The organism is Gudongella ferriphila (assembly GCF_046224405.1).
Lineage (GTDB): Bacteria > Bacillota > Clostridia > Tissierellales > Tissierellaceae > Gudongella.
The window spans coordinates 39,493-61,472 of the sequence record NZ_JBJXRK010000011.1 but is presented as its reverse complement, the minus strand read 5'-3'; the positions used below and the strand labels follow the sequence as shown (position 1 = coordinate 61,472).

Here is a 21,980-nt window from a genome sequence, read left to right as displayed (position 1 = left end):
AAATACCATCAACAAGAAACAAAGACTAGGAATACTGCTATCACGCTGGCCGGCTTCGCAAACCAAATCAAAGATTTGGACTGCGCGGCATCGGACCTACAACGCAATCAAGATTGCTGTTAGGTCTCGGGAGGTCGAGGGTTCGAGTCCCTTCCAGGTCGCCAACTTATACATTTCATGATCAGCATACATAAGAAATAGAATCGTGATTTGTTAATTTAAAACGCTGGTGTAGCTCAATTGGTAGAGCAACTGACTTGTAATCAGTAGGTTGGGGGTTCAAGTCCTCTCACCAGCTCCAAAAATTCCTTTAGGGGAATAAATATGGAGGAGTTCCCGAGTTGGCCAAAGGGGACGGACTGTAAATCCGTTAGCTACGCTTTCACTGGTTCAAATCCAGTCTCCTCCACCATTTCTTTTAAAACAACATATCAATATGCGGGTGTAGCTCAGTGGTAGAGCCCCAGCCTTCCAAGCTGGTTGCGAGGGTTCGATTCCCTTCACCCGCTCCATTTAACAACACATGCACCTATAGCTCAGTTGGATAGAGCAACGGACTTCTAATCCGTGTGCCGGGGGTTCGAATCCTCCTAGGTGCACCATATTGTTGGGGTGTAGCCAAGTCGGTAAGGCACTAGACTTTGACTCTAGCATTCCACAGGTTCGAGTCCTGTCACCCCAGCCATTTTATTTTCCCAGGCAGGAGTACTTGAGTATTATAAACATTTTAGATTGAATTCAATATGACCCATTAGCTCAGTTGGCAGAGCACCTGACTTTTAATCAGGGTGTCCCGCGTTCGAGTCGCGGATGGGTCACCAGTTTCATGGAGAGGTACCGAAGTGGTCATAACGGGGCGGTCTTGAAAACCGTTAGGGTTAACGCCCACGTGGGTTCGAATCCCACCCTCTCCGCCAAAAGGAGAAGTACTCAAGTGGCTGAAGAGGCTCCCCTGCTAAGGGAGTAGGTCCTTCACGGGGCGCGAGGGTTCAAATCCCTCCTTCTCCGCCAATAGTATGGGGGCCTTTAGCTCAGTTGGTTAGAGCGCCCGGCTCATAACCGGTAGGTCCGGGGTTCGAGTCCCTGAAGGCCCACCAACTACATAATGGCATCATCATTAGCCCAGATAGCTCAGTCGGTAGAGCAGTGGACTGAAAATCCACGTGTCGCTGGTTCGATTCCGGCTCTGGGCACCATTAAGATGTAAAAATTTTTTTTTTAGTTTTTTTTCATAGGGGTGTAGTTAAACGGTATAACAACGGTCTCCAAAACCGTCGATGAGGGTTCGATTCCTTCCACCCCTGCCAACCCGGACTTGTAGCTCAGGTGGTTAGAGCGCACGCCTGATAAGCGTGAGGTCGGTGGTTCGAGTCCACCCAGGTCCACCACTTAAATCATAATCAATGATTTAAGGGCCTTTAGCTCAGTTGGTTAGAGCGCCCGGCTCATAACCGGTAGGTCCGGGGTTCGAGTCCCTGAAGGCCCACCACACAAAAAACAAACCCGTAGGTTTGTTTTTTTTTACTGATTTTTTTTAATGTTTTCCATAATGAAACAGAAACAGATTTTCAATTATTAGTTTAATGTTTTGCAGATAAATATTCCTGTTTGCCCTAAGGATTAGTATCCCACTTGGGGATTCATGGGGGGAAAGATCGCTTTCTATATCCAGTTCGTCTATCAATCTAGTATCTACTATGTCAGCCAGAATATCTTGGGATAATCGGGCTTTTTTTGTTTCAATTGTAAATCTGAACAAGTTGTTCTTATCCAGCATAAAAGAGTACATTGGCCTGAAGTACATCCATGGAATCTTGAAGTTTGGATTGTAGCTACCATCAATGGAAAGCTTACCTTCGTAAAAGTCTATACTGTTCAGATATAGCATCACATTTGGCTCTACGGCTTCTATTTTTATTGTTTTATGCCTATCAATAATATTATAGATTCGCAGTAAATGCGGCATGTATTGAAGGTCATCGTAATTATGCTGAAGGATTGGATTTAGTGTGTCATCACTTTTTGTGACAGTATAGGATTTATAAAGGTCTATACAATCCTTACCAGATATCAAATCATCCCTGAAAATCCCAAGATGTTTTTCCAAGGTCTTTAGCTTCAGATCAGGTATCTCCAGAATATCTCTGTTCTCTCTCATAAGCTTGTACAAATCAAGTGAAGTGTCCACATCCCAATAGTGACCGAACTTCTCAAGTCTTTTTTTTACAAAGGGGATGTCGAAGGAGTCTCCATTGTAGGTCACAAGCCTATCAAAATCCTTCACCATACTTGTAAAGCTAAGAAGTAGATCTTCCTCATCACTCAAGCTGTCCGCTAATAGCTGAGTAAGGGTCCAATCATTGGATTCCCTGTTAAAAAATAGTATGCCGATAAGATAGATCTGATGGTATTCTCTGCTTAATCCCGTTGTTTCAATATCGAAGAAGCAAATATTATCAATATTGATGGATGGTTTGAATTCCAGTGGAATAGTTATGACATTTTTTATAATCTGCATATGAACAACAACCTCTCAGTTTTATTGATTATTCTTAAATAGCTTTTACCAATAGAAAAAATAGTGTACAATAATAGATGAACGGAGGGATAACTTGGAAAACAAATCAAAATCTAAGAAAACAATTGGATCAGTAAAGAAAGCCTTTGATATAATCAATTATATTGCAGATCAGAAGCAGGAGCAAGGGGCAACGGAAATAAGCGAAGCTTTAGGTTACGGAGTTAGCGCTACCTACCATATTTTAAATACTCTGAAGGAGTCCAACATAATTACCCAAAATGAAAAGACAAAAAAGTATAAATTGAGTCTCAAGCTGTGGCAATTGGGCATGACAGCCTACAATCAGAATAACATTTCTCTTGAGCTTAAGCCATATCTCTCAAAGCTGAGGGACTACACAGGTGAGACGGCTAATCTCACAATCCTTGAAGGGGAGGAGATTGTTTACGTTGCCCAGGAGGAGAGCGATAAGCTTATCAAGATGTTCACCAAAACAGGAGCGACGGCACCCTTGCATTGTACAGCAAGTGGAAAAATATTTCTTGCGTACAAGGATCGGGATGAGAGAGACCAAATTATTGATGGTTTAAAGCTTGAAAAGTTCACTGACAATACCATAACAGACAAGGAAGACCTTAAAAGGGAACTGCTGAAAATAAAGGATCATGGCTATGGGTTTGATGTGGAGGAGAGGGACGAGGATGTGTCCTGTATAGCAGCTCCTGTATTTGGGCCCAATGATGATGTGATGGCCTGCTTGTCAATATCCGGACCAAACAACAGATTCAGCAGTGACAACAAGGAGAAATGGATTAAGATAATTGTGGACATAGCCAAGGAAGCATCGGAACATCTGAAAACTTTTAAGTAGGAGGAGATATCTAGTGAATAAACTTGTATGTACAAACTGCAATGAACTTTACAATGAAGAGACCGAGACCGGCAGATGCAGTAGCTGTGATGAACCACTTGAGGTAGAGGCAATAACCGATGGTAAAATTGCCGATGATTTTCCTATGGAGAACGGGATATTCAACAGGTATGCTTCATTTTTCCCTTTCCTGGACCTGGATAAGGCTGTAAGTCTGGGAGAAGGTGCCACACCATTGGTTCAAATTGATTACGGGATAGAGGATGCTAAAGGTATCAAGCTTTATATCAAGAATGAGGGAATGAATCCCACCTGGTCCTTCAAGGACAGGGGTACCCTAACGGGACTTCTCCATGCAAAAGCAAAGGGGTACAAAAAAATAGGTACCGTTTCAACTGGGAATATGGCAGCATCTGTGGCTGCTTATGCAGCAAGGGCAGGTCTTCAGGCAACAATTCTTGTTAAGGAGGAAATGGCTGAAGAAAAAATTGGTCCGATTGGAATTTATGGACCAAGACTTATCAGGGTTAAGGGCAACTACAGGACACTTTACAGTGAAAGTATAAGATTGGGTAAAGAGAATGATATATATTTCATAAATTCTGACGCACCATATAGGGTAGAGGGCTATAAGACAACAGCTTTTGAAATATTTGAGCAACTTGGTGGAAAGGTGCCGGATTATGTCATAGTTCCAACAAGTGCCGGTGGAAATTTTAGAGGTATTGAGAAAGGCTTCAGGGAACTTTATTTCAGCGGAATTTCGAGTAGGATGCCAACATTTATTGCATCTCAAGCCAAGGGGTGCAACCCTATAGTCAGAGCCTTCGAATCCGGATCTGAGGAGGTTCAGCAGTTAAACGAGTTTGGTACAATAGCACATGCAATAGAGAATCCATATCCACCTAGTGGGAATCAGGTTTTAAGACTTATCAGAAAGAATGGAGGTATGGCTGTAGATGTAGAGGAGGAGGATATCATCGGACATCAGAGGATTTTGGCCAAGGCAGGAATCTTTGTTCAGCCTGCATCAGCAACATCTCTGGCGGCTGCCTATAAGCTTATGGCAGAAGGGAAAATAGACTCAAATTCTGAAGTTGTTTGTATTGCTACAGCATCGGGGTTGAAATTCACAGAAAGCCTAAAGCACCATACAATCCCGGTGGAAAGCTGTAATATTGAGGAGCTTGAAAAGAGACTGAGATAAGAAAGCATCAGAAGATGAAACAAGGTAGTTTTTATGATGCTCAAGCATTTAAATTTCATGTTACAAAAAAATAGAAAATTCCTATTCACAATAACTAGAGGCGCCTATAATCCAGGCGCCCTTAGAGTCTAAAACAGATTCAATTCAAACAGTTCCCTTACTTCATCGTAAACAGTGGTTTTTCCCAATATGAGCATCAGCTTCATTCTAGCCTTTTGACCCGGTAGATTTCCACCGAGAATCACACCCATATCCCTGAGCTGCATACCGCCTCCCTCGTAGCCGTAGGTGTAAAGAACTCTGCCTGTGTTGCATCTTGAGACCATTACTACGGGGATATTATTTTCAATTGCCCTTTTGACACCCGGAACCATTGCTGGTGGTAAATTTCCACGACCCATGGCCTCAATAACAATGCCCTTGTAGCCTTCTTTAATATAAAAGTCCAGTATATCAGACTCCATACCTGCACCTGATTTTAGCAATGCGACTTTTTCTTCCAATCTATCTGTGTCTATAACCTGTCTGGATACAATATTTCTGTAGTAAATGACCTCATCGTTATCAACGATTCCAAGTGGGCCAAATTCAGGGGATTTGAAGGTATCAAGTGAGAGTGTGTTTGTCTTGGTTACTTGACTTGCAGCATTTACTTCATTATTCATGACCACAAGTACGCCCTTGCCTTTGGATAGGTCTGATACAGCAGTACAGATTGCTGCAGAAAGATTGCTTGCTCCATCATAGCCTAGCTCAGAGAAGTTCCTCATGGCTCCCACGACAACCACTGGCTTGTTTGAATCTATCAGAAGATCCAGTACATAGGCTGTCTCCTCCATGGTATCAGTTCCATGGGTTACAATAACACCATCAATTGTTGGGTCTGCTAGCTTGTCCTTCACAAGGTGAAAAATATCCATCATTATGGCTGGTGTAATATGAGGGCTGGGAAGATTTGCATAGTTTATTAACTCAAAGTCTGCAATATCCTCGATGTTCTTAAGGGTGCTTACAATTTCATCGGCATTCAAAGCTGGTATTGCAGCATGGATCTCTGGGTCAATCTTCATTGATATTGTGCCACCAGTGAAAATTATTGCCAATTTTTTTGTCATCTGGCCACCTCCTATTTATTTTACAAAACCTTTAAGTTGAAAAACAATTCTTTATTATATAAAAAGCGTAACACAATTATGTGGAACCTTCAACAAAAAAAGAAGGCTCCAAAATTTGGAGCCTCTCATCCTAATACTATAGGACGGAACATAACCGTTCAAAAGGGGTATTGGGAATAGAGATCTAACTCGAGGTTACCAGGGGGATAACCTCATATTGATTATAACAAATATGTTATTTTATTGCAACACAAATGATAAAGTTTATCATTTAACAAAATGGAGTTTAAATAGAAGACTATTTAAAGTATAATAAGAATGATGAGAAAGGGGAGATTAATAATGGATAAAGTTATCAAGGCTCTTGAGAGAAATGGGTTTACAGCTAGTTTGTTCAAAAATGCAGAGGATGCCAAAGAGAAGCTGATGAAAGAGATAGCAATGGATGAATCAGTTGGAATAGGTGGCTCCATGACTATACTTGACATGGGTGTTTATGAAGAGCTGCTGGAGAGAGGAAACGCTACATACTGGCATTGGAAAGCTGAGGATAAAAAGGCTGCCCTTGAAAGTGCAACTACATCGGATGTTTATCTTACAAGTTCAAACGCCGTAACAGAGGATGGAAAGCTTGTTAACAAGGATGGGACAGGAAACAGAGTGGCGTCAATGATTTTTGGACACAAGAAGGTTTTTGTTGTTGTTGGAAAAAATAAAATTTGCAAGGATGTGGAGGGAGCATTCAAAAGAATTGAGACCATTGCCGCTCCTTTAAATGCCAAGAGATTGAATTTGACTACTCCATGTGTGTATACAGGTGTCTGCAGTGATTGTGATTCCAAGGATAGGATTTGTAAGGCTGAGACCATTTTAAGCAAGAATCCTAACGGAACCAGCATACATGTATATATTATTGAAGAGGATATGGGATATTAAGAGGTGAGAACTTGATTTATTTGGATAACTGCTCAACTACCAAGCCACGTGAGCCTGTTGTGGAAAAAATGACTGAGGCATTGAGATTCAATTTCGGCAACCCATCATCTCTTCACCGAATGGGCATGGATGCGGAAAAGGCCATGAAGAATTCCCGCAGTATAATAGCCAGCTATTTAGGGGTGAAGAACGAGGAAATCTACTTCACTTCAGGTGGCACTGAAGGGAACAATATAGCAATTCAGGGGGCACTAAAGGCAAGAGAGACCAGAGGGAACCATATCATTACCTCCATGATTGAACATCCAGCTGTTATGAATACAATCAGGGAGTATGAGAAAAAGGGCTTCCGAGTTTCCTGGATCCCAAATGACAAGAATGGGAGAATTGATATGCAGAAGCTTGAAGAAGAGCTTTGCGACGAGACAATTCTCGTATCGTTGATCCATGTCAATAACGAGATAGGAACAATACAGGATATACAGTCAATTGGGGAACTGCTATCAAAGAGATCCTCCAGGCCGCACTTTCACCTTGATGGTGTACAGTCCTTCGGTAAAGTTCAAATTTCTTTGATTGCCAGCGGTATAGACAGCTTTGCCTTCAGTGGACATAAGATCCACGGCCCTAAAGGAGTGGGAGGTTTATACATCAGTAAAAAAGCCAGAGTATATCCAATGGTATTTGGTGGCAATCAGGAAATGGGGATGAGATCTGGAACTGAAAACATTCCTGGTATAGCTGGATTCGGGGAAGCTGTAAGGATTCTTTCAGAGCAGGGTCAGCAGGAATCTCAAAAGGCAAGAGCTTTAAAGGAATCAATGACAAGGATGATAACGGATCAGATTGAGGATGTCCTTGTTAATAGCCCAGCAGGTGAATTGTCATCTCCCTATATTCTGAACCTGTCATTTGGATGGACAAGAGGCGAGGTACTCCTGCACTATCTGGAGGAAGAAGATATTTTTGTATCAACAACTTCAGCCTGTTCATCCAAAGGAACCGATAAGAGTCATGTATTGAAATCAATTGGACTTGACGATAATTACATTGAAGGGACATTGAGAATTTGTTTTTCATATGAAATCACCGAGGAAGATGTGGTTAGAACTGTTAAGGCTTTGAAGAGTTCAGTTGAGGATGTAAGAAGCATAATGAGGAGATGATGTATTGGAAAGAGTAATCAGTGTAAGTCTAGGGGAAATCGTCCTTAAGGGTTTGAATAGAAAGTATTTCGAGGACAGATTGATCAAGAATATGAAAAGAGTTCTTAGAGATTTTGGGGAATATAGTATATACAAGGAGCAGGGTAAGATATATCTCGAGGGACTTCATGACCATCAGGAGGATGCCATCAAAAGGCTTAGGAAGGTTTTCGGCTTGGTATATATAAGCCCATGCATCAGAACAAGCAGGGAAATGGAAGATATCAGGGAGGCTGGACTAACCCTTGTAAAGGAGAAGCTCCATGGTGATAAAATGACCACATTCAAGGTTGAAACCAGCAGGTCAGACAAGAGGTATCCTTTGAAATCCCCTGAAATATCAAGGGATGTGGGAGGTTATGTTCTTAAGAACACTGAGAATCTGAAGGTGGATGTTCATAATCCTGACTTCATGCTATATGTGGATATAAAGGAATATGGCTATGTTTACATTGACAGGACCAAGGCCTATGGAGGTCTTCCAATAGGTACCAATGGGAAGGGACTCCTGTTGCTGTCCGGAGGCATAGACAGCCCTGTAGCGGGCTTCATGATGGCCAAAAGAGGAGTGGAGGTTGATGCGGTTCATTTTCATTCATATCCCTTTACTTCTCAAAGAGCAGAAGAAAAAGTGCTGGATTTAGCCAAGATTGTATCAATGTATACCGGACCTATGATGATATACAGCATAAATCTATTGAACATCCAGAAGGAGATCAGCAAGAATTGTCCGGAGGATGAAATGACCATACTGTCCAGAAGGTTTATGATGAGAATCGCTGAGGAAATCAGCAAAAAAAGAGGGTATCAGGTATTGATAACAGGAGAGAATCTGGGACAGGTTGCCAGCCAGACAATCTATAGTGTGGATGTCATAAACAGATCCGTGCAAATGCCAATATTAAGACCACTCATTGGAATGGACAAGGTTGACATCATTGAGATTTCAAAGGATATTGAAACCTATGAAACATCCATCAAACCATTCGAGGATTGCTGCAGTGTATTTCTACCGAAGCACCCAGTAACAAGGCCCAAGATTGAGGATATAGAGGAATCAGAAAGGGCTTTGGATATAGAAACCTTGATACAGGAAGCGATAGAAGGAATGAAAATTGTGAACATCCAATAGGGACCGGAAGGTCCTTTTTGTTTTCTATATATTTACTTGGGGTTTAATGCATGAGAATTATTTTCAAGTAATAATCATAGGAACAACAGAAATTAAATGATGATATGGGTTGACAGCACAAAGTCTCTAATCTATAATATTGTGGTAACTGTTTAGTAAACATAAACTATTTGTTTAATGGAACGGAGGGTGCTATGAACATCGGAGAAAAAATCAAAGCTATTAGAGTAAAGAAAAACCTTACCCAGGAGGAGCTTGCCGACAGGTGTGAACTGACCAAGGGTTTCATATCACAGGTTGAAAGGGATCTGACATCACCATCGATTGCGACTCTTGTAGATATTTTGGAAGGGTTGGGTACAAACCTTAAGGATTTTTTCAACGAGGAAGAGGAAGAAAAAATAGTGTTTCACAAGGATGATGTCTTCGAAACCGTAAATGAAGACCTGAAGTACGTCCTCCATTGGATAATCCCAAATGCACAGAAGAACTCCATGGAACCAATAATGGTAACCCTGTCTCAGGGAGGTAGAACCAAGGAGGATTCGCCACATGAGGGTGAGGAGTTCGGATATGTTCTTTCAGGAACCATCTACCTTAATCTGGGGAATGAAAAATACAAGGTTAGGAAAGGTGAAAGCTTCTACTATAGGACCAACAGCAATCACTACATTGAAAATGCAGGCAAGAGTGAAGCAGCCTTAATATGGGTAAGTACACCGCCAAATTTTTAGGAGGGGTATGATGACAAAAACACACGCAATTGATTTAGTGCAGATTTATAAGCAGTTTGGAGACACCCCGGTATTGGAGGATATCAATCTATATATAAGACAGAATGAATTTTTAACTTTACTTGGACCCAGTGGCTGCGGCAAGACAACCACCCTCAGAATTATTGGTGGGTTCGAAACTCCGACAAATGGTAGAGTCATGTTTGATGGAGAGGACATAACTGAAATACCGCCATTTAAGAGGCAGATAAATACAGTATTTCAAAAATATGCGCTTTTCCCTCATCTGAATGTATTTGACAATATAGCATTTGGTCTGAAAATCAAGAAAATGAGCAAAGAGGATATTAGGGAAAAGGTTGCTGAAATGCTTAAACTGGTTAATCTTGAAGGATTTGAGGACAGAGACATCGAGTCACTTAGCGGGGGTCAACAACAAAGGATTGCAATAGCACGGGCTTTGGTGAACGAACCTAAGGTTTTGCTACTGGACGAGCCACTAGGAGCTCTTGATCTGAAGCTTAGAAAGGAAATGCAGCTTGAGCTTAAAAGAATACAAAAGCGTGTTGGCATAACATTTGTATATGTAACACATGACCAGGAAGAGGCCCTAACCATGTCAGATACAATAGTGGTTATGGACAAGGGGCGAATTCAGCAGATCGGAACACCTATGGATATATACAACGAGCCTGTTAACAGATTTGTAGCAAAATTCATCGGCGAAAGCAATATAATCGACGGTATGATGAATGAGGATTTCAAGGTCACATTTTCCAATAGAACCTTTCAGTGCGTTGACAAGGGCTTTGGTATGGATCAGCCTGTCGATGTAGTCATAAGACCTGAGGATCTGCAGATTGTATCATATGAAAATGGCTTTATCTCAGGTGAGGTCCAGAATGTCATATTCAAGGGTGTTCACTATGAAATGGAGATCAGGAGTGAGGATTACACATGGACAGTTCACTCCACAATCATGAAGAATGTAGGTGAAAAGGTTGGGATGATAATAGTTCCTGACAATATACACATCATGCGAAAGGGGGAAGCTGATGAAGCTTAACAGGATAGGTTATCCTTATTTTATATGGCTAGGGATATTTATTCTCATACCTCTTTTGCTGGTAATGTATTTTGCATTTACCACAGGCGACAGCCAGAATCTATCAACCTTTACCTTCAGCATGGAGAATTTTGAGAAATTCATGTCACCAATCTATATGGGTGTACTTTACAGGTCTGTAAAACTGGCCTTTGTATCCACACTGATATGCTTGGTGCTGGGGTATCCAATCGCATTGATAATAAGCAAGGAAAAGCCCAAAGTCAGGAACATAATGGTCCTCATGTTTGTAATTCCCATGTGGATGAACTTTTTGCTCAGAACATATGCTTGGTTGACTCTTCTTGGGAAGAATGGAATACTCAGCAGGGTATTATCCTTCATAGGTTTTGAAGGCATCAGCCTATTGTATAACGATACAGCAGTTCTCCTTGGAATGGTATATAATTTTCTGCCATTTATGGTTTTGCCAATTTTTTCTGTGCTGACCAAGATGGATAATGATTTGGTTGAGGCAGCGGAAGATCTTGGAGCAAACAAGGCGGAGGTATTCTGGAAGGTAATTTTCCCATTGAGCCTCCCAGGTGTGATAACTGGCATAACGATGGTATTCATCCCTGCAGTAAGTACCTTTGTAATTTCAGGACTTCTTGGAGGAAACAAGTCCACCTTGATCGGTAACCTAATTGAACAACAGTTCAGATATACGGGGGACTGGCACTTTGGCTCCACAATGTCAATAATTCTAATGGTGTTCATTCTTGCGGCAATGGCTCTAACCTCGAAATTCGATAAGGAGAAGGAAGGAGGGGGTGGAGGATTATGGTAAACAGGAACCTGAAGAGATTATATACATTTTTAATATTCTCTTTTTTATATGCACCCATAATAATTCTGATCATTTACTCCTTCAACGATTCAAAATTCAGGGGAGACTGGAGCGGCTTTACCCTTAGATGGTATGTAGAGCTTTTCAGGGACAGGGAGGTAATTAGGGTTTTATACTATACCTTTGCGATTGCCATTACCTCATCCATCATCTCAACTGTTTTGGGTACTGTGGCTGCAATAGGAATTCACGGCATGAGAGGCTTTACAAAGAAGTCGATTCTAAATCTGAACTACCTACCGGTGCTGAATCCGGATATTGTTACAGCAGTTGCTCTAATGGCCCTTTTCAGGATGGCAAGGTTACAGTTTGGATTCATCACCCTGCTACTTGCTCATATAACATTTTCAGTACCCTATGTAGTTCTGTCAATCCTCCCAAAGTTAAGACAGATGAACGTCCACCTGGCAGAAGCAGCAATGGATTTGGGTGCGACACCAATGTATGCATTGAGAAAGGTGGTCATTCCGGAAATAATGCCAGGGATAATTACAGGTGGTCTTCTTGCATTCACATTGTCAATTGATGACTTTGTAATCAGTTTTTTCACCACAGGTCACAGTATTTCAAATTTGAGCATATACATCTATTCAATGGCTAGAAAGGGTATTAATCCTACAATAAACGCATTGTCAACCTTAATGTTCATATCACTGGTTGCATTGCTGTTGATAATAAACAATAGAAGTGAAAAATCAAAAAAAATCATACAAGAAAGAAGGTAGTGAAATGAAAAACAAAATTTTGATCATGCTTGCTATGGTCCTCCTGGTCGGAGTGGTTACAAGTGGATGCGGAGCTAGTGAGCCGACGTTAAACGTATATAACTGGGGAGACTACATTGACCCAGAAGTTCTGGATCTATTTGAAGATGAATACGGAGTAAGGGTAGTGTATGATACTTATGCTACAAATGAAGATCTTTATGTTAAAATGAAGCAGGGGGGAAGCAGCTATGACGTTGTGATCCCTTCTGATTACATGATTGAAAGAATGATAAGGGAAGAACTCCTTATGGAAATTAACATGGATAACATTTCAAATCTCGAAAAGATAGACGAGAAGTTTCTAAACCTTGACTATGATCCTGACAACAACTATTCAGTACCATACATGTGGGGGACAGTAGGTATCATCTACAATACCTCTATGATTGACAGACCTCTTACAAGTTGGGCGGATCTATGGGATGAAGAGTTTGAAGGTGAAATAATAATGCTCAACAGTCAGAGAGATACTATCGCCGTAGCACTTAAAAAGTTAGGATACTCAATGAATACAAGAGACATTGGAGGGCTTGAGGAAGCAAGAGATGAACTTATAAGGCAAAAGCCAATAGTCTATGCATATCTTGGAGACGAGGTAAAGGATGTAATCGTTGGCGGAGAAGCAGCAATTGCAGTTGTTTGGTCTGGTGATGCTGTGGCGATGATGGATGAAAATCCTGATTTGGAGTATGTAATTCCATCAGAGGGAACTAACCTATGGTTTGATGCCATGGTAGTTCCAGCTAATTCACAGAATCCGGAGGCTGCAGAGCAATTCATTGACTTTATGACACGACCAGAGATTGCTGCAATGAATGCTGATTACATCGGATATTCATCACCGGTCCCAGAAGCCGTGGAGATGCTTGATGAAGAGATCCAGAACAGCCCAGTAGCTTATCCTTCTGAGGAGATGCTTGTGAACACGGAGGTCTTTAAGGATCCCCAGGATATAATAAGTGAGTATGACAGAATTTGGACTGAAATAACCAGCGCACAATAGATGGGTTTGATGGTAACTTCCTGGGACAGGAGGTTACCATCTTTTTTGATTTAATGGTATAATGTACACATAAGTGTGTAAAAACTTAGTAAGGACATGACTACTAACAATACGAGGAGGGAAGGGTATGCAGTTAAGTTTTTTTGGAGCAGCACAGATGGTAACAGGTTCCAATTACCTATTAAGCACCAAAAATCATAATATTGTAATAGATTGCGGAATGTTTCAAGGAAATCAGGAAACTGAGAAATTGAATTACAAGGAGTTCCCCTACGATCCGGCATCGATTGACATTTTGATATTGACCCATGCTCACATTGACCACAGCGGGCGAATCCCCAGAATGGTCAAGGAAGGATTCAGAGGCAAGATAATATCAACAAAGGCAACCTACGACCTTTGTGGCGTTATGCTATTGGACAGCGCTAAAATACAGGAATACGACGCAGAATGGGAAAACAAGAAGAGAAAAAGGAGAGGCGAGCCCTCTATAGAACCTCTTTATACTGTTGAGGATGCGGAGCATAGCCTCAAATACTTTGAACCACATCTTTATGAACAGAAGATAGACATCAATGGCGAAATATCAATAAGGTTCAAGGATGCAGGACATATTTTGGGATCTTCAATCCTTGAGCTATGGATTACAGAAGATGAAACCACCACAAAACTAGTGTTCTCTGGAGACCTTGGAATGCCTGACAGACCAATAATAAGGGATCCCCAATATATTGACGAAGCTGATTATCTTGTTATTGAATCAACCTATGGTGACAAGGATCATCCACCCATGAAGGAAAGCACGGAAAAGCTTATTGAGATAATTAATGAGACTGCCAAACGAGGTGGAACAGTTTTGATACCTTCCTTTGCTGTTGGAAGGACTCAGGAGCTGATATATGAGCTAAACAGATATTACGAATACAATGACATTAAACCTCATATGGAAATACCCATATATATAGACAGTCCCATGGCGATAAACGCAACGGAGGTATTCCAGAATAACTCGGGGACCTTTGACCAGGAGACCACAGACCTTATTCTGAAGGGTGATAACCCTTTTACCTTCAACAACCTAAATTACGTAAGGACAGTTGAGGAGTCCATGGCCTTAAACGAAGCGGATTTTCCCAAGGTGATAATTTCAGCTAGTGGTATGGCAACCGCCGGTAGAATCAGACACCACTTGAAGCATAATCTGTGGAATCCCAAGAACAGCTTGGTTTTTGTTGGATATCAGGCGGAGGGTTCCCTGGGAAGGATATTGCTTGATGGTGCAAAGGAGGTTAAGCTCCTTGGAGAAGACATACATGTTGGTCTTCAAATATATGACCTGGAAGGCTTTTCAGCTCATGCGGACAGAACATTTATGCTCAACTGGATTGACAAGATAGAGAAAAAGCCCAAGAAGGTGTTTATAGTTCATGGAGAAAAAGAAACAGCCAAGGCTTTCTCCAAACAGATTGAGGAAAGGTTTGGGCTGAAAACAATAATACCAAAGCTGGGAAATTCTTATAAGATAGCCATTGATACCATTGAAGTTGAGAAGGGTATAACAATTGAACCGGAAATCCTAAGGGAGGATATTGCCAAGGAATTGCAAAATGTGTATGAACAGTTCAATTCCTTGATGAACAGGTCAAATGGACTCTTTGACGAAGAATTGCTGGAAAACAACTATAATCTATTGAAAAACAGGCTGCTGGATTTGCAGAGTCAATTAATGGACATAAATATTTTAATTGGAAAATAGGAGGTAGAAGGAAGAAATGAAGTATTTGACTAATCTATCAAACAACCCGAACTATAACCTGGCTTTTGAGGAATACTGCTTTAAAAATCTGCCCAGGGAGGAAGATTTTGTTTATCTTTGGATCAATGGCCCTGCCATAATAGTTGGGAAGAACCAGAATACACTTGAAGAGATCAACAGCGAATATGTCAAGGAAAACGACATAAAAATAGTTAGGCGAATTACCGGCGGGGGAGCCGTATACCACGACCTGGGAAATCTTAATTTTTCAATATATACAAACTCAAAGGGTCAGGATAGGATTGACTTTGGTCAGATTAACATTCCAATATTGAAAGCATTGGAGAAGTTTGGTATTAAGGCGGAATTATCAGGTAGAAACGACCTTACCCTTGACGGTAAAAAAATATCTGGAATCGCTCAGTCGGTGTACAGAAAAAGAATTCTGAACCATGGAACAATCTTATACGATACAGATATGGGTGTGCTCTCGCAAGCTCTGAACGTTAAGGCTGACAAGATTGAGTCCAAGGGAGTTAAGTCGGTCAGATCGAGGGTTACCAATATCAGGCCATATATGAAGGAAGATGCATCGATCCTTGAATTTAAGGACATGCTACTAAAGCACATTTTCCAGTATCATAATGAAGAGATGGTAGAGTATGTGCTGAGTCAACAGGAGCTTGATGGAATACAAAAGCTTTATGAAGAAAAGTACTCTACATGGGAATGGAATTATGGTGAGTCACCGGATTTCGGATGGAAGAATTACAAGAGGTTCCCAACGGGATCAGTTGAGGTTAGACTTGAGATAAAGCATGGTGTAATAAATGATGCCAGAATTTTTGGGGACTTCTTCGGAACAAAGGATATAGACGATTTGGTGGGGAGGCTAAAGGGAATCAGGTACGACAGGGATCAAGTACGGGAACTTTTGGAGAATCTTAATATCTCAGATTACTTCAGTAATATGACTGATTCTGAATTTATGGAACTTTTGTTTGATTAAATCCATGGGAGATGAAATAATTGAACCCAAATGAAAAGGTTACTATACAAGCTGTAAGTAGCAGGAGAGAACTTAATCAGTTCGTAAGGTTCCCATACAGTCTTTATGAAGGTGATGAGGCGTGGGTTCCTCCGTTGGTTGGGGACTACAAAAAATACGTTGAAGGTGAAGGCAATTATCTTAATCAATCTGGGCCAAGCAAAAAAATAATTGCGTTAAGGGATGGAAAAGTATGTGGAAGGCTTTTGGTGGGGATTAACCAGCATCTCAATAGTCACAAGAAACTTAAGGATGGTTACATTTCCCTTTTTGAATGCGTAAATGACCAGCAGGTTGCCGACAGCTTGCTGGATTATGCAGAAACCTGGCTGCTCCAAAGAGGTATGGAATACGTCAAAGGGCCATTGTCCCTGCCTGGAGGAGATGATAACAGAGGTTTCCTGATTGATAATTTCAGTGATTCAACCTTGATTATGAATACCTACAACAAACCCTACTATCCGGAATTGTTTGTGAAATATGGATTCCAGAAATATTGTGACGTATATGCATACAAAAGCGACAGTGCCAATGAGAACATCAAGAGATACGAAAAGATAGCTCCCTATGCCATGGAAAGATACGGTTTCAGGGTTGACCCAATAAATCTAAAAAACATCGACATCGAAATGAAGGACATCAAAAGGATCATTGACAAGGCAATGCCAACTGACTGGGAGGATTTCATACCGCCAGGCGATGAGGAGATTGACCTAATTGCAAAGCAACTGGTACCCTATGCTGATCCGGATTTGATCTATATTGCAAGAACAGTGGAAGGTGAGCCCATAGGCTTCAATATTGCATTGCCTGATTACAATGAAGTCCTTATAAAGATGAAAGGACATCTGCTGCCATTTGGGATCCTAAAATATCTGTATTACAAGAACAAAATCAGAAAGATTAGGTTCTTTGTCCTGTTTGTTGTCCCTGAGTATCAGAAGAAGGGAGTCTCATCAGCAATTTATTGGCATACCTTTAGGGCGGCTGTGAAGAGGGGATATGATTTCGTTGAAGGATCCACTATATGGGATTACAATGAACCGATGAAAAGGGACATTGAGAAATACGGTGGAGAAATATATAAAACTTACAGATTATACAAAAAAAGACTTTCAAACCATTATGGTTCAACAGGGGAGGAGTAGGATGAAAAAGGCTATACTAGTTTTATTTTTATTGGTTCTTATCGCAGGGGTTGCAGGGTTTTTCCTGGCACCGGGATATCTTGACAAGACCCACAATGATGAACCAGTGGAGTTTGTGGTGGAAAGGGGAGATACTCTCAGGGCAGTTTCAGAGAGACTCTATGAAGCGGGTGTCATAAAAAGCAGATTGTGGTTCAGATACAATGGTCAGGATATTGCTTCAGGCATTAGGCCAGGAACCTATACCATTGACAAAGGGATGACTATAAATGATGTATATGACATAATACAGGTGGGCGAGCAGGAGGTTCAGGTGTCCGTTACCTTTCCTGAGGGCTTTATTCTTTATCAGTTTGCTGAGAAGGTAGAGGAATCGGGTCTTGGTACTATGGAGGAGTTTATTGAAGAGACTGAGAAAGTATATCAGGAGAGGTATTCAGATTTATATGAAAATGACCTTTTATACTATAGCCTTGAGGGCTACCTATACCCGGAAACCTATAAATTCTCCGCTAACGGAACGGTTTCCCAAATAGTTGAAAGACTGGTAGATACAGGAGAAGGTTTTTGGACTTCTGATATGGATGCAAAACGTGAAGAGCTTGGGATGACAAGACACCAGGTCATGACGCTGGCATCTCTTATTGAAAGGGAAGCCTACAATGATGAAGAGAGAAATATCATCAGCGGTGTCATATTTAACAGAACGGCAGTGGGAATGCCTTTGCAGATTGATGCAACTGTGATATATGGTATTGGAGAAGGCAAGGAACATATGACTAGATTGCTATATGAGGATCTGGAAAGTGACAATCCATTCAATACCTACAGAAATCAGGGCTTGCCACCTGGACCCATTGCATCCCCCGGAAGAAATTCAATCGAGGCTGCCTTGAACCCTGCAGAACACAACTATTATTATTATGTAATGGGAGAAAATGGGCATGTGTTTGCCGAAACATATGCTGAACACCTTAGAAATGTTGAAGATTACAGAAAAATGCAATAAAGGGCATAAAAAAATACAGTTCTGTTGAACTGTATTTTTTAGTGGTGCCGAAGGCGGGAGTCGAACCCGCACGGTGTTGCCACCGCTGGATTTTGAGTCCAGTACGTCTGCCAATTCCATCACTTCGGCTCAGTGACTACGAAATATATATTAACACAGTTGGACATAAAAAGCAATAAAAATAATTGCCATAAAATGGGTCAAATGAAAGGGATTATTATCGTCCTCTTTGTGGAAACTACAGCACCAATAATGTATACTATGTATAGGACTAATGAATTGGGAGGCCATTTATGAATAAAGAAAAATTAATGATAATTGATGGGAGCTCGCTTGTGCACAGAGCTTTCTACGCACTACCCCTGTTGACAACAAAAGGAGGGGTATTTACAAACGGCGTATATGGATTTCTGACCATGCTATATAGAATAAGAGAGCAGGAGAAGCCTGACTATATCTGTGTTGCCTTCGATAGGAAGGGACCTACCATCAGACACAAGGAGTACAGTGAATACAAGGGCACCAGGGACAAGACCCCAAGTGAGTTATCCCAACAGTTTCCAATATTGAAGGAAATACTTGAGCACCTTGGAATAAAGACAGTTGACATGGATGACTATGAGGCGGATGATATTGCTGGAACAGTTGCCAGACTTGGGGAAGAGAAGGACATGGAGGTTCTTCTGGTAACAGGGGACAAGGATTATCTTCAGTTGGCCACTGACATGTCTCAGATCCTCATAACCAAGAAAGGGATTTCTGAGATGGAAACCTATGATAAATCCAGAATTGTTGAGGAGTATGGAATTGAGCCGAAGCAGTTTATCGATGTCAAGGGGTTGATGGGGGACAAATCAGACAACATTCCAGGAGTGCCCGGAGTCGGAGAAAAAACTGCCTTGAAGCTTGTTAAGGAATTTGGAGATATTGAAGGTGTCTATGATAACATTGACTCCATAAGTGGAAAAAAACTCAAGGAGAAATTGGTTGAGAACAAACAGGTCGCATTTTTAAGCAGGAAGCTGGGAGAAATAGTGTTAAATGTACCTTTGGACTTTCAGTTGACAGATCTCCTGGTTGGAGAGGAACATACGGCAAAGCTAAAGGAGATGTATGAGGAACTTGAGTTTAAGAGTCTCCTGGGTAAGCTCCACATGGAGAACATGGAAATAGAGGATGAGGTGGTGGAATACGGTATTACTGAGATGAGAGACCCAGAGGAAATCAGGAAGTTGGCTGATGAATCCAAAAAATCGGGGAAAATTTCATTCAAGATACTAACTGAAGAGGAATATTTCAGAGAAAAACCTGTATGCATTGGTATTAAGCCAATGGGGATGAAAAGCCGACTTGTTTATCTGGACAGATTGGGCACGGAGGATACTGAAATCCTCAAGAATATCTTTGAGGATGAAAACATTGAAAAGTCGGGGCTTGACTCTAAATCCGACCTACTGAAGACAATCCAGATAGGTTGGGATTTAAAAAGGCTCGTATTTGATGCATCAATAGCTGAGTACATTATAAACCCAAGTCAAAGCAACCTTTCCGTAAACAAGTTATCGGAGGAATACTTCAGTGAGACTGGACCTGATGTTGAAGGCGAGATAGGCAAGGGAAAGAACAGGAAAATGTTCAGGGAGTTGGAGAGTTCCTTTATAGAAAATTACATGGCTTTCATTTTGGAAAAAATTGAGAAGCTGGAGCCCTTGATGATTGATATAATCAGTGAAAGAGAAATGGACCAGTTGTTTAGGGAAATTGAGATGCCACTGGTTGAAGTGTTGGCATACATGGAGTACTATGGGGTCAAGGTGGACAAAAAGGAACTGGATGTGCTGGGCAAGGAGTTTGATACTGAGATAAAGGAGCTCACGGACAAGATTTTCAGTCTGGCAGGGAAGACGTTTAATTTAAATTCGCCTAAACAGATTGGAGAGGTTCTTTTTGAGGATCTGGAGCTACCAGTCATTAAGAAAACAAAAACAGGCTATTCGACTAATGCTGAGGTGCTTGAGGAACTGAAGGGTGAGCATGAAATAATTGAAAAGATTCTTAGGTATAGACAGCTTGTAAAGCTTCAATCCACATACATTGAAGGGCTTAAAGGGATGATAGATGAAAATACTGGAAGAATACACACCAGATTCAATCAGACCGTAACATCCACTGGCAGGATTTCCAGCACAGAACCAAACCTGCAGAATATACCCATCAGGACGGAGGAAGGCAGACTAATTAGAAAGGCATTTATTGCACAGACTCCTGATTATGTATTTCTGGATGGAGACTACTCACAAATTGAATTGAGGTTACTGGCTCACATTTCCTCTGACCCAAAAATGATGGATGCCTTTATCAATAACGAGGACATCCACACCAAGACTGCAGCTGAGGTTTTTGGATATCCAAAGGATGAAGTGACATCAGAGCTTAGATATAAGGCAAAGGCAATAAACTTCAGCATCATCTACGGGATATCTGATTTCAGCCTTTCAAAGGATATAGGTATCAGCAGGAAGGAAGCAAGGAAATATATTGACAGTTACTTTGAAAACTACAAGGAAGTCAAGGTTTACATGGACGATGCCATAGCCAAGGGCAAGGAGAACGGATATGTTGAAACACTGTTGAATCGTAGAAGATACGTACCTGAGCTGGCATCAAGAAACTATAACATCCGGTCCTTCGGGGAAAGGGTAGCAATGAATATGCCCATACAGGGCAGTGCTGCCGACATAATTAAAATGGCAATGGTCAAGGTGTTCAGGAGCCTTAGAGATAATAAACTGAGATCAAGATTGATTTTGACCATCCATGACGAACTGATTATTGAAGCACATAGGGATGAAGTCCGAACCGTAAAGAAAATGATGAAGGAAACAATGGAAAATGCAGTAAAACTGCAGGTGCCTCTAAAGGTTGACATACTGGAAGGTGAGAGCTGGTATGAAACAAAATAAGGTGAAAGTTATTGGCATAACAGGAGGAATAGCAACTGGAAAAAGCACCGTCAGCCAAATGATCAGAGATGAGGGTTTTCAGGTTATTGATTCAGACGGTATTGCAAGGGAGGTCGTAAAAAGAGGTAGTCAAGGACTGGATATGGTAATTGACGAGTTCGGAAAGGACCTGTTGATGGATGATGGAGACTTGGACAGGGAAAAGCTAGGGAGGCTCATATTCCAAAATGAGGAGAAGAGAAGACTACTCAACAAATTGCTACACCCACTTATAAGGGAATCAATGGCATCAAGGATAGAACAGGCTGCAGCTTCTCATTCAGTATTATTTGTGGATATACCACTGCTGTTTGAATCCAGGGAAGATATTGAGGATTCAGGTATTGAGCTGGATGAGGTTTGGGTTGTTTACACAGATCCCACTACTCAGCTAAATAGACTTATGAACAGAAACGACTATACCTATGATGAAGCACAGGCTAGAATCAAGTCTCAGTTGGATATTGAAGAAAAGAAGAGGTTGGGCGACAAGGTAATCAATAATTCAGGAAGTTTTGAGAATACCAGAAAACAGGTTAAGGATCTGTTGAATGAATATAGATAGTGGTGA

At 41.2% G+C, this 21,980-nt stretch carries 18 protein-coding genes and 14 tRNA genes; 29 read left to right on the top strand and 3 right to left on the bottom strand.

Annotated elements, in window-relative coordinates:
* Nucleotides 1-225: 225 nt before the first annotated feature.
* From ACKVDP_RS08045 to ACKVDP_RS07985, 13 genes are all read left to right on the top strand, one after another.
* Nucleotides 226-301, top strand: a tRNA-Thr gene (locus tag ACKVDP_RS08045).
* A 25-nt stretch (nt 302-326) separates the two neighbouring features.
* A tRNA-Tyr gene (locus ACKVDP_RS08040) sits at nt 327-412 on the top strand.
* 26 nt (nt 413-438) lie between these two features.
* Nucleotides 439-512: transfer RNA gene (locus tag ACKVDP_RS08035), tRNA-Gly, on the top strand.
* 13 nt (nt 513-525) lie between these two features.
* Nucleotides 526-602: transfer RNA gene (locus ACKVDP_RS08030), tRNA-Arg, on the top strand.
* Nucleotides 603-608: 6 nt separating this feature from the next.
* A tRNA-Gln gene (locus ACKVDP_RS08025) sits at nt 609-685 on the top strand.
* Nucleotides 686-745: 60 nt separating this feature from the next.
* Nucleotides 746-821, top strand: a tRNA-Lys gene (locus tag ACKVDP_RS08020).
* Between the two features lie 7 nt (nt 822-828).
* Nucleotides 829-917: transfer RNA gene (locus ACKVDP_RS08015), tRNA-Ser, on the top strand.
* A 3-nt stretch (nt 918-920) separates the two neighbouring features.
* Nucleotides 921-1,011 (top strand) — tRNA-Ser (locus ACKVDP_RS08010).
* 9 nt (nt 1,012-1,020) lie between these two features.
* Nucleotides 1,021-1,097, top strand: a tRNA-Ile gene (locus ACKVDP_RS08005).
* A gap of 23 nt (nt 1,098-1,120) precedes the next feature.
* A tRNA-Phe gene (locus ACKVDP_RS08000) sits at nt 1,121-1,196 on the top strand.
* A gap of 37 nt (nt 1,197-1,233) precedes the next feature.
* Nucleotides 1,234-1,307: transfer RNA gene (locus ACKVDP_RS07995), tRNA-Trp, on the top strand.
* 4 nt (nt 1,308-1,311) lie between these two features.
* Nucleotides 1,312-1,388: transfer RNA gene (locus tag ACKVDP_RS07990), tRNA-Ile, on the top strand.
* A 24-nt stretch (nt 1,389-1,412) separates the two neighbouring features.
* Nucleotides 1,413-1,489 (top strand) — tRNA-Ile (locus ACKVDP_RS07985).
* Between the two features lie 45 nt (nt 1,490-1,534).
* On the opposite strand, the gene ACKVDP_RS07980 is transcribed toward ACKVDP_RS07985, so the two are convergent.
* Nucleotides 1,535-2,518 (bottom strand): ribonuclease H-like domain-containing protein, encoded by a 984-nt coding sequence (locus ACKVDP_RS07980; protein ID WP_409228294.1) that lies wholly within the window; start codon nt 2,516-2,518, stop codon nt 1,535-1,537.
* 94 nt (nt 2,519-2,612) lie between these two features.
* On the opposite strand from ACKVDP_RS07980, the gene ACKVDP_RS07975 reads away from it, so the two are divergent.
* Nucleotides 2,613-3,392, top strand: a complete 780-nt coding sequence (locus ACKVDP_RS07975) for an IclR family transcriptional regulator (RefSeq protein ID WP_409228293.1) — start codon at nt 2,613-2,615, stop codon at nt 3,390-3,392.
* A gap of 13 nt (nt 3,393-3,405) precedes the next feature.
* Nucleotides 3,406-4,599: a threonine synthase gene (gene thrC / locus ACKVDP_RS07970; protein WP_409228292.1), complete on the top strand. Its 1,194-nt coding sequence runs from the start codon at nt 3,406-3,408 to the stop codon at nt 4,597-4,599.
* A gap of 128 nt (nt 4,600-4,727) precedes the next feature.
* Here the strand turns inward: thrC and ACKVDP_RS07965 are convergent, their stop codons facing one another.
* Nucleotides 4,728-5,714, bottom strand: coding sequence for an asparaginase (locus ACKVDP_RS07965; protein WP_409228291.1), 987 nt, complete (start codon nt 5,712-5,714; stop codon nt 4,728-4,730).
* Nucleotides 5,715-6,056: 342 nt separating this feature from the next.
* Between ACKVDP_RS07965 and ACKVDP_RS07960 the strand changes: the two genes are divergently transcribed.
* From ACKVDP_RS07960 to mltG, 12 genes are all read left to right on the top strand, one after another.
* Entirely contained in the window at nt 6,057-6,650 is a 594-nt protein-coding gene (locus ACKVDP_RS07960; RefSeq protein ID WP_409228290.1) for a lactate utilization protein, read from the top strand.
* An 11-nt stretch (nt 6,651-6,661) separates the two neighbouring features.
* Nucleotides 6,662-7,816, top strand: a complete 1,155-nt coding sequence (locus ACKVDP_RS07955) for a cysteine desulfurase family protein (protein WP_409228289.1) — start codon at nt 6,662-6,664, stop codon at nt 7,814-7,816.
* A 4-nt stretch (nt 7,817-7,820) separates the two neighbouring features.
* On the top strand, nt 7,821-8,987 hold the full coding sequence (gene thiI, locus ACKVDP_RS07950; protein ID WP_409228288.1) for a tRNA uracil 4-sulfurtransferase ThiI: 1,167 nt from the start codon (nt 7,821-7,823) through the stop codon (nt 8,985-8,987).
* A 194-nt stretch (nt 8,988-9,181) separates the two neighbouring features.
* Nucleotides 9,182-9,721: a helix-turn-helix domain-containing protein gene (locus ACKVDP_RS07945; protein ID WP_409228287.1), complete on the top strand. Its 540-nt coding sequence runs from the start codon at nt 9,182-9,184 to the stop codon at nt 9,719-9,721.
* Nucleotides 9,722-9,731: 10 nt separating this feature from the next.
* Complete coding sequence (gene potA / locus ACKVDP_RS07940; protein ID WP_409228286.1) at nt 9,732-10,787, top strand: spermidine/putrescine ABC transporter ATP-binding protein; 1,056 nt, start codon at nt 9,732-9,734, stop codon at nt 10,785-10,787.
* Entirely contained in the window at nt 10,777-11,616 is an 840-nt protein-coding gene (locus ACKVDP_RS07935; protein ID WP_409228285.1) for an ABC transporter permease, read from the top strand. Before potA ends, ACKVDP_RS07935 begins: the two co-directional genes overlap by 11 nt.
* Nucleotides 11,610-12,401, top strand: a complete 792-nt coding sequence (locus ACKVDP_RS07930) for an ABC transporter permease (RefSeq protein WP_409228284.1) — start codon at nt 11,610-11,612, stop codon at nt 12,399-12,401. Before ACKVDP_RS07935 ends, ACKVDP_RS07930 begins: the two co-directional genes overlap by 7 nt.
* A 4-nt stretch (nt 12,402-12,405) precedes the next feature.
* Complete coding sequence (locus ACKVDP_RS07925) at nt 12,406-13,446, top strand: ABC transporter substrate-binding protein (protein WP_409228282.1); 1,041 nt, start codon at nt 12,406-12,408, stop codon at nt 13,444-13,446.
* 127 nt (nt 13,447-13,573) lie between these two features.
* Entirely contained in the window at nt 13,574-15,202 is a 1,629-nt protein-coding gene (locus ACKVDP_RS07920; protein ID WP_409228280.1) for an MBL fold metallo-hydrolase RNA specificity domain-containing protein, read from the top strand.
* Between the two features lie 16 nt (nt 15,203-15,218).
* Nucleotides 15,219-16,211, top strand: a complete 993-nt coding sequence (locus ACKVDP_RS07915; protein WP_409228279.1) for a lipoate--protein ligase — start codon at nt 15,219-15,221, stop codon at nt 16,209-16,211.
* Between the two features lie 20 nt (nt 16,212-16,231).
* Nucleotides 16,232-17,398, top strand: coding sequence for a GNAT family N-acetyltransferase (locus ACKVDP_RS07910; RefSeq protein WP_409228278.1), 1,167 nt, complete (start codon nt 16,232-16,234; stop codon nt 17,396-17,398).
* A gap of 1 nt (nt 17,399) precedes the next feature.
* Nucleotides 17,400-18,407 (top strand): endolytic transglycosylase MltG, encoded by a 1,008-nt coding sequence (mltG, locus tag ACKVDP_RS07905; RefSeq protein WP_409228277.1) that lies wholly within the window; start codon nt 17,400-17,402, stop codon nt 18,405-18,407.
* A 42-nt stretch (nt 18,408-18,449) separates the two neighbouring features.
* On the opposite strand, the gene ACKVDP_RS07900 is transcribed toward mltG, so the two are convergent.
* Nucleotides 18,450-18,536, bottom strand: a tRNA-Leu gene (locus ACKVDP_RS07900).
* 164 nt (nt 18,537-18,700) lie between these two features.
* Between ACKVDP_RS07900 and polA the strand changes: the two genes are divergently transcribed.
* Both polA and coaE read left to right on the top strand, forming a co-directional pair.
* A complete protein-coding gene (polA, locus tag ACKVDP_RS07895) occupies nt 18,701-21,370 on the top strand; it encodes a DNA polymerase I (protein WP_409228276.1) in 2,670 nt (889 codons plus the stop codon).
* A complete protein-coding gene (gene coaE / locus ACKVDP_RS07890) occupies nt 21,357-21,974 on the top strand; it encodes a dephospho-CoA kinase (protein ID WP_409228275.1) in 618 nt (205 codons plus the stop codon). The genes polA and coaE overlap by 14 nt, the downstream gene beginning before the upstream one ends.
* Nucleotides 21,975-21,980: the final 6 nt, after the last annotated feature.